Below are 13,643 nucleotides of genomic sequence, written 5' to 3'. Positions count from 1 at the left end.
ATGTTACGATTATAAACGTTGTGAACAAAACACACGCCAACAAAGGTTTTTAGACACATGAACCAGTGATTTTAACAACAAACAAAACCTTCTTATTATAACTATCTATTAAAATGAATGCACAATTAAAAACTAATCATTAAATTTAGGAACAGGAGTGGATATGATTGTTAAAACATAAAACAATTGCTTTTTTAGGTGCAGGAAACATGGCGGAAGCTATGATTTCCGGAACTGTACAAAGTGGAAAAATCCCATCTCATCAAATTATTGTTTCAAATCGAAGCAATCAAGGAAGACTTCAGGAAATGAAAGCCAAGTACGATATAACAGCTTTAACAAAAGATGATCTACCCTTTAACGAAATAGATATTCTTATCCTGGCGATGAAACCCAAGGATATTGATAAAGCATTAGATTCCATTAATCACTTAGTAAGGAACGATACGGTGATTATGTCAGTGCTGGCGGGAATCACCACCTCTCATATGGAAGAGCAGCTACCAGCAGGGCAGCCAGTTATCCGGGTCATGCCAAATACGTCAAGTATGTTGAAAGAATCTGCTACAGCCATAAGTGCAGGACGCTTTACTTCTAGAGATGACATGGAGAATGCAAAAGAATTATTATCAAGCATCGGAGAAGTTTTCGTTATCGAAGAAAGTCAAATGGACATCTTCACTGGAATTGCAGGTAGTGGTCCAGCATACTTCTACTATTTAATGGAACACATCGAAAAAACGGGTGCTGAAGCAGGAATGGATTCAAAATTAGCTCGGAAAATCGGGGCACAAACCATTTTCGGTGCAGCCAAAATGATGCTTGAGCGAGAAGAATCACCTACTCAACTTAGAGAAAATGTAACATCCCCAAATGGTACTACAGCTGCAGGACTTGATGCATTAGCAGAGTTCGGCGGAGGTAAGGCTATCTCAGAAGCTGTTAAGGGAGCAGAAAAACGTTCGAAAGAAATCAGCTCTTCCTTACAGTCCAAACAATTAGTAACTAGCTAAAACAAACATCGACTATTAACCACCCCATATAAACATTACCAACCAAACAAGAAATACAAGTCCGTCCCTACACACATAAAGGGGGCGAGGGACGGACCTTTTTACTAGGAGTGATTGAATGTCCCAAAATAATCAGAAGAAACGTATCGTAATTAAGATTGGAAGTAGTTCATTAACAAGCTTGCATGGAGAAATGAGTCGCAGGAAGCTGGAACGTCTTGTTGATGAAGTTGTCCGATTAAAGGATGACGGTCATGAAGTATTGCTTGTTTCCTCAGGAGCCGTCGCTGCAGGTTATCGTAAATTAGGATGCTTAACTCGTCCAAGCTCTCTTCCAGAGAAGCAGGCAGCAGCAGCTATCGGCCAAGGACTATTAATTGAAGCGTATTCTGATCTGTTAATCTCCAACGGCTACGTGGCTTCTCAAATTCTGATCACTCGTAGTGATTTTTCTGATGAAGACAGATACAATAATGCAAGAAACACAATCAATGTCCTTCTTGAACGAGGAATCATTCCAATAGTAAATGAAAATGATACCGTAACGATCGACCGATTGAAATTTGGAGATAATGATACACTTTCAGCCAAAGTTGCGGCATTAGTGGATGCTGATCAACTCATCATTCTATCTGATATTGATGGATTATATGATTCTGATCCACGTAAAAATCCTGATGCTGAACTGTTAGAGAGTGTTACGGAAATCACTGAAGATATTGAAGATATGGCTGGTGAGCCGGGAAGTGCAGTAGGAACAGGTGGTATGAGGTCTAAGATTGATGCATTTAAAATCACAATGGCTTCAGGCATTCCGGCGTTCCTTGGTAAATCAGGGCATTCAAACGTCATTTACGATGCTGTCCAACATACAGCTAAAGGAACGTATTTTGAATCTACTGAAGATTCCGTCAACCTTGACTCTAAAAAGCAGTGGATTGCGTTTAACTCAGGTCCAGAAGGTGAAATTACCATAGATGCGAGTGCGAAAGAGCGCATTTTAGAGCAGAAGGAAAGTTTGACAATAGATGATATTTATACTGTAAAAGGCCGATTTGATAAAGGGGCCGTCGTTCGAATTCTTGACAATCGTAATGAAGAAATTGGGTTGGGAATGGTGAATTTCCGTTCAGGTCAACTGAAGAATCCTACAGACATCAAAGCCGATCAAGTCGCAGTTGAAATCGATCACCTTGTGTGTCATGTAGAAGTACCCATTCCAGTAGGAGTATAAGCGAAGGGGTTTTTCTCCTTCATATCCTGCTAAATCCTTTCGAATTCTTTTTATAAATATTCAGGAGGTATTTGATGAATTTAACTATAGAAAAAACCGATGTAAAAAAACAAGCGATGCTAGCCAAGAAAGCTTCAAAGACATTAAGTATGCTAACAACGGACCAAAAAAATAAAGCTCTTCATATCCTTGCCGATCATTTAGAAGCTAATTACGAATCCATTCTGAAGCAAAATGAAAAAGACCTTGAAAGAGGTAGAGAAAAGGGATTCGAAGCTGCATTTATGGATCGCTTATCTCTATCGAAGGAACGTGTCGAAGACTTTGCAAATGGGCTTCGTCAGGTAGCTGACCTGGAAGACCCAACTGGAAAAATCGTATCCGACTGGACTCTTGAAAATCAACTGCAAGTTCAAAAAGTGACGGTTCCACTAGGTGTCATTGGAATGATTTATGAAGCACGTCCTAATGTAACGGTTGATGCGACAGGATTAGCCCTGAAATCCGGTAATGCCATTGTTCTTAAAGGTGGTTCAAATGCCATTACCTCGAACAAAGCTATTGTAGACGTCATGCATGAAGCACTTGATAAAACGGATATTCCTAAAGATGCAGTACAATTCATTAATACAACCGACCGAGAAGCAACAAGCGAGTTATTCACAATGAAAGAGCATATTGATGTGTTAATTCCACGGGGGGGCGGTGCATTAATCAATGCTGTTGTAAACAATGCAACTGTACCTGTTCTTGAGACTGGCGTAGGAAACTGTCATATCTATATTGACAAGGAAGCTCATGTAGAAAAAGCATTAAACATTATCATCAATGCAAAAACGGACCGTCCAGCGGTATGTAATGCTGCTGAAACCGTTATCCTTCATGATGACTGGTTTAAAGAGAATAAGGATGCTTTTGTAGAAAAGCTTAAAGAACACAATGTTTCCATTCATGGTGATGAAAAAGCTGTCGCAGCGATTGAAGATGCTAAGCTTGCTGGAGAAGAAGATTGGGCAAACGAATACCTGAGTTTGGATATTGCCGTGAAGATTGTATCTTCTTTGGATGAAGCAGTTGATCACATTGAACAATACGGGACGAAGCATTCAGAAGCCATCGTCACTGAAAACACAGAAACGGCAAAGAAATTCATGATGCTCGTGGATGCTGCCGCTCTTTATCATAATGCTTCCACTCGCTTCACTGATGGAGGAGCGTTAGGATTTGGTGCAGAAATCGGAATCTCTACACAGAAATTACACGCTAGAGGACCAATGGGGCTCCCAGCGTTAACAACCGTCAAATATATGATGCATGGAACAGGACAAATCCGATAATAAACATGGCAAAACGCTTGAGATATTTTCTCAAGCGTTTTTTCTCATTTATCAGGTAGCAGGGGAAGAATTCTGATCAGAACCCTGAGCTTGTCTCCTCCAGTATAAACTCATTCAATCCCCTTATCGTGTGGACTTCTTGCTGATAACAGATTTTTAATAGTTCCTCAAAGATTTCGGCGGTCATGATCGCGTCATTCAGTGCATGATGACGGGTCCGGTAGTCGATGCCAAACTTCTTTACAAGGGCGTCCAGGTAACAATCGTCCCGTTCCAATAATCCATTTGCAAGTGAAAAGGAGTCTACATATTCGGGGTTAAATGAAGGTAGCTGCCACTTGAAAATACGTTTCCGAAGAAAGTTTATGTCAAAACTAGCAGGATGGGCAACAAGGATGGTACCTTTGCTAAACTCTAAAAATCGCTGCAATCCAATCGGCAGTGTAACCCCGTTTAGAAAGTCTTTTCGTCTTAGACCAGTAAATCTCTTCGTACTCCTAGACACCGTTTGAAGGGGGTTGATGACTTGATAGAACGTGTCTTTCCCTTGAACTTTACCTTCCTTGATCTTTACCGCTCCGATGGAAATGATTTCATCTCCCACCTCAGGAAAAAAGCCCGTGGTTTCAAGGTCAAATATGGTAAAGTCACAATCGAATAAATGTTTTTGCTGAAGCGTGGGTTTTTCCTCTTCAAATTCTTTTAGGGCACGAGATAATTTATGGTAGGAAAGCTTTTCTTTTTCCTTTTTCACTTGAAAGCGAAAGAAAAACTGCTGCCATAAATAATATTTCAGAATGCGGTAGCCCACATTAATTCCAATATCGTTCATTAAACCACCCGGTTCCTATTAAAACTAATTTCCATCACTTGTTGAAGTCGATTAGCAATTTGGATGGATTCTTTTAATTTCTGACGATCCTCTTTTGAAAGAGTACGTACATCAATATCGTTACTTAATGCCTTTCCTTCTTTAAGTTCAAGAAGGTTTTGCTTTGTGCGCAGAGTGAGGAGTATATGCATAGCTGTTTTAACATTTTGTGCATCCCTGGGATGGAACGCCTGCATATTTTTCAATGCGTGAACACGTTTAATTGTATTGACTTCTTTAATTCCATACCTCACAGAATGAATACGTATCATATTGACGATCTGCAAAAGTCCTGACTTTTTAATATTAAATAAATGATTCCTGGGTTTCAGGTTAACCCGTCCCAAAGGACCGACAGGAAGCTTGAAACGAAGGGCATCTTTTCTTAATAATTGCTGCATATTTAGAGATCGTTTCGATTTTTCCGCTAAATAATTTCGAATTTCTTCTGCGATGGAGTAATCACCGTAAATCGGACGAAAATCATAAAACATTGTAATATTTTGAACTTCCTGTGCGTCTATTTCAAAGAGCCATTCATCAATCGCTTTTTTCCAATCGGTATAGGAACGTTTCCATTTTTGTTCCTTTGCCATGATCCCGCCAGTACATTCAGGAAAACCGCATGCTGCAAGCTTTAAATTGAGTTTTTCGGTGAAAGCCTGGAAATACAAATCAACCTTCTTGAGATCCGATAAGTGATTATAATCATCGAGTATGATTCCATTATCCTGATCCGTATGAAAGCCTTGTTCACTCCTGCCTTGACTGCCCATGACGATAAAACAATAATTGATAGGTGCAGAGCCAAAGCCTTCCTGACGCATTTCTCTTTCGGTCAACTGAATGATTTTTCGGTGAAGGCGATCATTATAGTTTGAAATCACTTCGCATATATCGTAGCCAAAACTATCCTGAACAAGTAGGTCTTTAATGAACTGTTGAAAGGTATTACTTTTTACAGTTGCCAGTTCTACGAGTTCATCGTTCGAAACGGCTTTTTGGATTTTATAGGATAGGTCCAAATAATTTGAATCCTGTATATTGAGAAACGATGTACTTGTCAGAACCCCAACAACTTTATCATTGCGAATAATCGGTACAAAATCCACTTCTTCATGTTTGAAATAAGAAAGAGCTTCATAAGCAAAAGATTCATCACGAATCCAGAACGGTTTTTTCTTCATCCAATCCTTGACTGTTTCACTGACACTTGGGTTTGTAATATAAGACAGGATTTCCCGTTGGGTAAGAATGCCATGCATTTTTTTCTCTTGATCCACTACTACTAAACCGTATGTATCTTCTTCTTTCATCTTTCTTGCTGCATCAAGAACAGTGGCATTGCCGTCAATGAAAGTGGGGCGATCCATTAAAGTATGGACTTTGGTACGAAACAGGCTGATATTTTCATCGTCGGTATCCGTAGCAGACTTCGCTTTTATTTCATCGTACAAAGTTTTCATACGATTTCCGATGCTCTCGAAGATGATTTTTGAAAAGTCGTTGTTCTTGGTCATAACCTCCAGGAGCCTATCCTTGTGAATCCGAAACACGGTACAATTTTCTATTGCCTGTACGGAAAAGGTCATTTCACCGCTTGTAAGCATGATCATGATCCCGATTAAGTCCCCAGGGTAATAGAATCGGAGGGAATACTGCTTGCCACTTGATCGATGCAGAACATTTTTCGCAAGTCCCGAGACAAGGAAATATATATCCAATTCTTCTACTGTCTCATCTTCATGAAAAAGGAATTCACCCTTCTTGAAGGTAGTGTATTTAGAACCGGAAATAATGTAGTCTAACTGTTCTGTGGTTAGAACATCAAAGGGATAGTGATCTCGTATAATTTGTAACAATTCCTGCTGGTTCATCGAATACCTCCCATTCTCACTAGTTCCATAGTACTTTACCATAGAATTCCCTATTTTGAAAACGATAAAGCAGGCACGGTACATACAAAAAACACCCAACTGTGCAAAACTCATAAGGGTGTTTTCTAAGGTTATATAGCATTTATGTAGTTGTTCACTAAAACGATGGAATAAGAAAAAGGAGTCCCATCCCCGAGGGACTAAGAGGGACTTACTTATTGACGATGAATTCAGCAGCTTCCATTAAGTTTGTAAACATGTAATCGGCGTTAAATAGGGGAGAAGGACCGTCGGCAAGTAAGATCGTTGTGCATCCCGCTTTGCGGCCGGCTTCAATATCTACATCACGATCACCTACCATATACGATTGGGCAATATCCAAACCATACTTTTGGGCTAAGTCCAGAAGCATCCCTGCTTCGGGTTTTCTGCATTTACAACCTTCGTGCGGCTTGTGAGTACAACAGGAAACCTCTTGAATCAATCCACCAGCTTTTTCAATTTCCATAACCATATGATCATGTATGGATCGTAATTGTTCATGAGAGAGATATCCCAACCCAACTCCACCCTGGTTGGTGACGACAAAAATCAGAAAGTCTGATTCTGTCAATAATTTAATAGCGTCAAGAACTCCCTCAAGGAAATAAAATTGATCTGGTCGATTAACAAATGTCACTCGTTGGGTTTTCACCTCATTGATTACTCCATCACGATCCAGAAAAACAGCTTTCTTCATCAGTAATCCCCCTAATTCGATCTTATTCTCCAACAAATCCTTATTTTGTGTCGCTTTATGCGGTTTCCGAGGAAATAATGACAGAGTATTCTGTCATTTGCAGATAGTATGAACTTAAACCTATAAATGAAATTTTACCACCATTCTTTACAGAAATAAACGAGTAGAGCAGGACTCACCTCCAGATATACCAAATAGATAGGGACGGACCTTTCAAAGGTCCGTCCCTATCTATTTGGTATATTATAGTTTTTGAATAAAAGCGACTTTAAGGTAATCACTCTGTTTGTATTGACTGAGGGTTTTAAAGTCTTCTGGCAGGGTGTACTCCTCAAGTATTTTGTATTTACCAGTGGTTTCTTTAAAGGCTTCTTCAATAAAGCTTTTGAATTTTTTCATATTGAAGGTACTGCAATTAGTGGATGCCACAATGGTACCGTTTTTTTCAGTAATCGCAATCGCTTCTTTTAACAAATCTTTATAATCCTTTGATGCACTGAATGTATGTTTCTTTGAACGTGCAAAGCTTGGTGGATCAAGAATAACAAGATCAAAGGAGAGTTCTTTTTTTACGGCATATTTAAAGTACTTAAAGACATCTTCCACAATGATGTTTTGTGCTTCATAATCGATTCCGTTAATGCTGAATTGTTCATTCGTTTTACTTAGACTGCGATTAGCAAGATCTACACTAGTGGTCTGTGAGGCACCACCGAGTGCAGCGAAAACAGAAAATGCTCCTGTGTAAGAAAACGTATTTAATACCCGTTTTCCTTCAGAATAAGAATCGCGAATTCGTTTACGCACTTCACGCTGATCAAGGAAAACACCTACCATGGCACCGTCATTTAAATAGATGGCAAATTGAACGCCATTTTCTTTGACGAGAAGAGGGAATGAAGGGCGAGTTCCTTCGACGAAATCATCTTCCTCCACATATTTTCCTTCCTGTGCAAAACGCTTTTTCTGATAAATGCCTTTGAAATCGGTTAGTTCTCTTAACGATTGCATAACCTCTTCGTGAAAAGAATAGGCTCCTTTTGAATACCATTGAATGAGGTAGTAGCCATCAAAGTAGTCGATGGTGATGCCCCCAAAGCCGTCTCCTTCACCATTAAACACACGAAATGCTGTAGTATCTTCATTATAAAAGAAGTGAAGTCGTTGATTGATGGCAGCTTGGATTTTCTTAAAGATAAAGTCTTTATCAATTGCTTCTTGCTCCTTCCAGCTCAGAAGCCAGCCTCTCCCTTTGTTCTGAATTCCGAAGTAGCCTTTCGCAATAAAGGTATTCTTATTGTCAACAAGCTTGAAAATTTCTCCGTCTTGTACATTCTCTATCGATGTTGTCACATTTTCTTTATTTAAGAGGGGAAAACCTTTTTGGAATTGTTGTATGTACTTAGGGTTTGCTTTAATGATTCTTTCTTTTGTCATTCTACACATCCTAACCTTGAGGTTTAGTTCTTGTGTAGTATAGAACGTAAAGGGATTTTACGCAACTGCACAGAAAAAAAACTTCCGTATCAGAATAGAAACTCTATCTGAGTACGGAAGTAAATATTCTCTTATTTACTCCATAGGTAATCTCCAACAAGCCGGTCTACTTTAATCGTCTCATGTAGGCCGCTATGAGAAATAGATGGATCATACACAATCTTGTATTGAAAACGACTTTCTTCAAATAGTGATTGACTACCTATAGCACTTGGAACGTTTACCACATCATCACCTGATCCAGCAATGGATAATACATTTATATGGGAAGGGATTAAATGACGATTGATAAATAACTCCTTTAATGCATGTGACTCGGGTTTTAGATCAATAACAGCTGCGCCTGTATTAATTTGGTCATAAGATTCCTTCGTAACTCCAAGGAAAGGTGTAGCAATCGTAATGAATTTATGGGTCTTCGGAACAAACGAGTGATCTCTTGTATTTAGAATATATTTAGTCGAGGCAAGCCCACCCATGGAGTGTCCTACGATATTTACGTTTGAAACGTCAAATTGGTGATATAAGAGCTTCATTGCATTTTCTAACCAGATTGCTTGCTTCTCTAACGATGCACGGTTATTTTCAAATATGACTTGAACGAGTGGAGGTGAAGTGGGATTTGTGGAAAGAGATCCTTTATACACTACACTCCCATCTTCAGACACATAAATCTCCAACGTTTTTTGACCCCAGCCATGCTGATTTTCAAAGCGTTCTAACATCGTTCTAAAAGAATTATATGTACCTTTGTACCCATGTACAAAGACAGTGGGATATTTTTCTTCAGCGGTTAAAGGTTTTTCACTGGATTGAACATTTGTAGTGCGAAATAGAATATATAAAGTGAAGAGGGTGAAGATGATGCCACTCCACAAAAACAAATGTTTATGATTAATTGACAAGGAAATCGCTCCTTTAAAAAGGTATACTTCTATTGTAAAGGATTCGAGAAGTATTGAATATGTTAAAAAAGAAATTTATTTGTCATATTATATGTAACTTTTACCAAAAAGTGATGCAGTACTTATACGTTTACATTCCTGATTGGAAGTGAAAGTGTGTTGATTGAACTAAAAAAAAAGGCTTAAATGATTCATTTAAGCCTTCAGCTTTATTCTCCCATAATAATCATTTTTTAAACCCAATCACCAGCTCTGAAAACAGGTTCAAACGTCCCGTCTTCCTTTTCGCCATCGATGTCTAACTGATCCGATCCTATCATGAAGTCAACATGAATCATGCTTTCGTTAAAACCTACTTCCCGTAATTGTTCAGCCGACATACTTTTACCACCTTCTACACAGACGGATAAGGCTCGTCCCAGCGCTATATGACAAGATGCATTTTCGTCAAAAAGTGTGTTGTTAAAGACGATGTTTGTATTAGAGATAGGGGAGTTATGGGGAACCAATGCCACTTCTCCTAAATAGGAAGACCCTTCATCTGTTTCTAGTAGATTTTTCAAGGTGTCATACCCTTCCTCGGCTGTGAAATCTACAACTTTTCCTTTTTTAAACGTGAGCGAAAAGTTCTTAATTAACGTACCGCTATAGTTAAGTGGCTTTGTGCTTGAAACTACACCATTCACACCATGTTTAACTGGAATAGTAAACACTTCTTCCGTTGGTAGATTAGGAACAAAGGGGATTCCCTGATCATTTGTAAACTGAGCACTGATCCATTCCGTTTGAGGATGGAATTCAATTGTAAGATCTGTTCCAGGTCCTTTATAATGAAGCTTTTTATATTTGTTTTGATTTAAACGTTCGGCGTTCTTGTTTAGGTTGTTAATATGTGCTTCCCATAGGGCAACTGTGTTCACTTGATCCGTTCTTGTTGTATAAAAAATGTTTTCCCATAGTTTATCAATTGCTTCTTCTTGGGAAAGTTCAGGGAAAACGGTTTGAGCCCATTCGACCGTAGGGAACGCAGCTATCAACCAGCTTATTTTCCCCCCGCCTATATAAGCAGAAAAATCCTTCATGGCTTCCGCTGAGGATCTGTTCAATATAGCAACCCTTTTAGCATCTGTATCTCTTAATAGGGAAGGGTTTGGTGCAGCTAAATTCAAAAGGGCCACGTTGTTTTCTGCCATCTCGATATATCCTTTTGCTTTCCAATCAGGAAAGACTTTCAAGCCTTCCTCGGAAGAATTCTCTAAGCGGATTTTCTTTAATTCTTCATCGTAGAAGTCCGTTAATACATTTAAAACCCCGGCTCCATATGCCTTTTCAGTAACAAGACGAACAAACTTGTACGCTGTAACTGGTGCAGAAATCAGTAATTCCTGATCCTTTTGCAGATTTAGTCCTACCTGTACGATTAAATCTGCATATCTCTCCAACTTTTTCTCAAATGCATGATTCATCTGAAATCCCCCTCAATATGTATTCAATACTAACTATATCTCTTTATTCAGAAAATTTCATTGATAATGTTTATGAAGTACGTAAAGAAGAAATGGTATTGAAGTGGACAACAACCTGAGGAAGAAAATGTGTTTCATAAAAGCTATAATAACAAAAGAAAAAGGACTGGCCCAGATGGGCAGTCCTATATGGTTTTATAGTTTACTAGAGAATGGCGGGAACTCTTCTTCATTGCCATTTATTACGACAACACCGGAGAGTGCCATAGCAGTTAGGCTTGTGATTAGTAATAATTTTTTTAGCTTTTTCATCATTTCACCTCCTATAAAGTTAACATTTCTTCATAAATGACATTGGCTTCATTTAGATGAAATGCTGCATGTTTATATTTTCTAACCCCCTGGTAATACTGACCAAGGAATTTAGAATACTCGGCATATAACAGATGGTAGCCGCTCTTTTTAAAAAAGGGCAGTGTATACTCCTTCATAAACGCTTCAAAACCATGTGGGAAATCATTTAAAGCAAACTGATAATAAGATAATTGATAGAACTTATCCGGATACTTTTGTTTAGAGCAAAGGTGTAATCCCTTAGGTAACCAGAAACGCACCTCGGTAAATTGGTTTTTTTTGTAATATTCTTTGACCAGAGAAAGAATAGAGTACAACTTTCCTTCTTCGTCTGAGTCTTTAAGTTCAATACTTCGTAAATAATGCTGAATGGCTTCTTCACTCTTATTCATAAATGATTTTAAATAGCCTAAATTCTGCTCCACCTTGGAGTTTAATGACGTATAGTTTATGGAATGTGAAATGAAATTGGCCCAATCATAATGTTTCATCGCTTCTTCGCTATAACGTATACGCCGATAGCAAATCCCTAATATCAAATGCACCTCGGCGCATCTCTTCTGGTAGTAAACGCCCTGGAAAATGGAGAGTGCCTTCTCCCCATAAAAGATTGCCAAACGGTATGTACCTAAACGGGTCAAGACTAAGCTGAATAAATAATATAAATCTGCCCGTTCTTCTTCATTAATCACATTGCCAAGTACGTAGTAGGTTTCAGCTTCTTTCAGTTCCCCTTGGGCTTTATCGTACTCTTCAATCAAATAATAGTAATTCCCTTTGTATTTGTGATAATAGAATTTCAGCGTATCTGAGAGATCTTTATAATTGGATTGGATCTGTACCATATGCTCTAAAGCTTTCTGAAGGTTCCCTTTAATCAATTGGACACGGAAGCAAAGGATCTTATAGAATAAATGAGGAATAAGATCATCCGTTTGTTCAAGCTCCTTTTTAATGACCTCGTTGATGGACTTGGCTTCCTCTGATTTACTCCACAACAATGCATGGTTCCAGTTCTCGAGAAGCTTATTCAAATGGTTCGGGTTATCAAGCAGATTGTTTACCCCTAATCGGTCACAGAGCAGATTAATTATGTCATTTGACGGAGTAACTTGATTGTTTTCCAGTTTGGAAAGATATGATACGGAAATAATCCCTTTTGATAAATCTTCTTGAGTTAAATTTCGTTTTAGTCTATGAAAGCGGATTTTAGAACCGATTGTCATATGATCCTTCTCCTCTAACCGGGCTTTAATAGTTCATTTCTTCATGTGATTGAGCTATTAAAATAGTAACATATTAAAAGGGTAAATGTTTTGAATATTCCTATAATTATATTTTTTGTGGGTATTTTGTATGGTGTTTTATTCCTGATGCTTTTATTGAGGGGAGAGGGAGAATGAAACTGTGAGAAACTCTTTCTCATTCGTCTGGGGGAGGAGACGGTGGATGTGGTGGAAGGGAAGTGGACCCCTCCACATTTTCCTATTCTTTGTGATCCAGTTGTTTTCCATGGTGTTGATGTGGATGCCATCTCATCATATAGTCATTTTCTTTCAATTTTTGAAACTTAGCTTCCATCATTTTAAGTACGTTGTCTCCCTGTTCTTTTGAGAAGACGCCATACTCTACATATTTGTTCACAAGTTCTTTCTTTGTTGAATACATTTGTTCATGCAATTTGCCAAGCTCTGCTTTTTGTTCTTCAGTAAGGTTCACCTTCGGCGTTTGTGGTTCACCTTCTGCTGCTGCAATTGTGCCGACATTCAGGCTAATCAAGAAGACAGCTAAGATAGATACAACCATTTTTTTCATTTTATTCACTCCTTTTCAATGTTTCTCCCATATTCTTTGCCGAATACTAGCAGAATATGTAGGAATAGACGAATAAGACGGGTATATAATAGGGTAAAGACAAGTAGTTATAGGAAAGGTGGCTGAAATATGATTAAACAATTTTTGTCCAGCATAGGCATAGGACATGTAAAGGTGGATACAATCGTGCACAAAACTGAAATTTCTCCCGGGGATCCGATTGAAGGTGAAGTCGTGTTAGTCGGGGGGATGGCCGAACAGCCTATTAACGAAATTCAATTATTGCTTCTTGAAAAATATGAGGAGGATAAAAAAGATAGTGATTTTTCCTATCATGAAAAAGATTTAGACACGATTATCCTTGATAAGGTAGGTACAATCCGTGCGGGTGAAGAAAAGAGGATCTCTTTCACGTTTCCTACATCTTCGGATCATCCCAAAACAACGGATGCAAACAAAACCATTTTAAGAACAACAGTAGATATACCCCAAGCGGTAGATCCTACAGATGAGGATAGTATAATTGTCCGTTAAC

12 protein-coding genes are annotated in these 13,643 nt (G+C 38.6%); 4 read left to right on the top strand and 8 right to left on the bottom strand.

Going from position 1 to position 13,643, the window contains the following annotated elements; genetic code table 11:
• The first annotated feature begins 167 nt into the window (after positions 1-167).
• From proC to ACCB35_RS12200, 3 genes are all read left to right on the top strand, one after another.
• Positions 168-1,013 (top strand): pyrroline-5-carboxylate reductase, encoded by an 846-nt coding sequence (gene proC, locus ACCB35_RS12210; RefSeq protein ID WP_374053953.1) that lies wholly within the window; start codon positions 168-170, stop codon positions 1,011-1,013.
• Between the two features lie 118 nt (positions 1,014-1,131).
• On the top strand, positions 1,132-2,247 hold the full coding sequence (proB, locus tag ACCB35_RS12205; RefSeq protein ID WP_044336842.1) for a glutamate 5-kinase: 1,116 nt from the start codon (positions 1,132-1,134) through the stop codon (positions 2,245-2,247).
• A 74-nt stretch (positions 2,248-2,321) separates the two neighbouring features.
• A complete protein-coding gene (locus tag ACCB35_RS12200) occupies positions 2,322-3,584 on the top strand; it encodes a glutamate-5-semialdehyde dehydrogenase (RefSeq protein WP_374053952.1) in 1,263 nt (420 codons plus the stop codon).
• Positions 3,585-3,660: 76 nt separating this feature from the next.
• Here the strand turns inward: ACCB35_RS12200 and ACCB35_RS12195 are convergent, their stop codons facing one another.
• The 8 genes from ACCB35_RS12195 to ACCB35_RS12160 form a co-directional block, all read right to left on the bottom strand.
• Positions 3,661-4,416 (bottom strand): PolC-type DNA polymerase III, encoded by a 756-nt coding sequence (locus ACCB35_RS12195; protein WP_374053951.1) that lies wholly within the window; start codon positions 4,414-4,416, stop codon positions 3,661-3,663.
• A complete protein-coding gene (locus ACCB35_RS12190; protein WP_374053950.1) occupies positions 4,416-6,332 on the bottom strand; it encodes a DUF294 nucleotidyltransferase-like domain-containing protein in 1,917 nt (638 codons plus the stop codon). The genes ACCB35_RS12195 and ACCB35_RS12190 overlap by 1 nt, the downstream gene beginning before the upstream one ends.
• Before the next feature lie 211 nt (positions 6,333-6,543).
• Positions 6,544-7,071, bottom strand: coding sequence for a D-glycero-alpha-D-manno-heptose-1,7-bisphosphate 7-phosphatase (locus ACCB35_RS12185; protein WP_374053949.1), 528 nt, complete (start codon positions 7,069-7,071; stop codon positions 6,544-6,546).
• A gap of 243 nt (positions 7,072-7,314) precedes the next feature.
• Complete coding sequence (locus tag ACCB35_RS12180; RefSeq protein ID WP_374053948.1) at positions 7,315-8,508, bottom strand: class I SAM-dependent rRNA methyltransferase; 1,194 nt, start codon at positions 8,506-8,508, stop codon at positions 7,315-7,317.
• Between the two features lie 131 nt (positions 8,509-8,639).
• Positions 8,640-9,473, bottom strand: a complete 834-nt coding sequence (locus ACCB35_RS12175) for an alpha/beta hydrolase (RefSeq protein ID WP_374053947.1) — start codon at positions 9,471-9,473, stop codon at positions 8,640-8,642.
• Positions 9,474-9,706: 233 nt separating this feature from the next.
• Complete coding sequence (locus ACCB35_RS12170; protein WP_374053946.1) at positions 9,707-10,939, bottom strand: aminopeptidase; 1,233 nt, start codon at positions 10,937-10,939, stop codon at positions 9,707-9,709.
• Between the two features lie 323 nt (positions 10,940-11,262).
• Positions 11,263-12,519, bottom strand: a complete 1,257-nt coding sequence (locus ACCB35_RS12165) for a helix-turn-helix transcriptional regulator (protein WP_044336857.1) — start codon at positions 12,517-12,519, stop codon at positions 11,263-11,265.
• A gap of 259 nt (positions 12,520-12,778) precedes the next feature.
• Complete coding sequence (locus ACCB35_RS12160; protein ID WP_374053945.1) at positions 12,779-13,108, bottom strand: DUF2680 domain-containing protein; 330 nt, start codon at positions 13,106-13,108, stop codon at positions 12,779-12,781.
• A gap of 129 nt (positions 13,109-13,237) precedes the next feature.
• Between ACCB35_RS12160 and ACCB35_RS12155 the strand changes: the two genes are divergently transcribed.
• Positions 13,238-13,642 carry a sporulation protein gene (locus ACCB35_RS12155; protein ID WP_374053944.1) on the top strand — a complete coding sequence of 135 codons (405 nt, stop codon included), beginning with the start codon at positions 13,238-13,240 and terminating at the stop codon, positions 13,640-13,642.
• Position 13,643: the final 1 nt, after the last annotated feature.

The organism is Rossellomorea sp. FM04394 (genome assembly GCF_041889765.1).
In the GTDB taxonomy this organism is placed as follows: Bacteria; Bacillota; Bacilli; order Bacillales; family Bacillaceae_B; genus Rossellomorea; species Rossellomorea aquimaris_B.
This window is presented reverse-complemented; position numbering and strand designations above follow the sequence as displayed.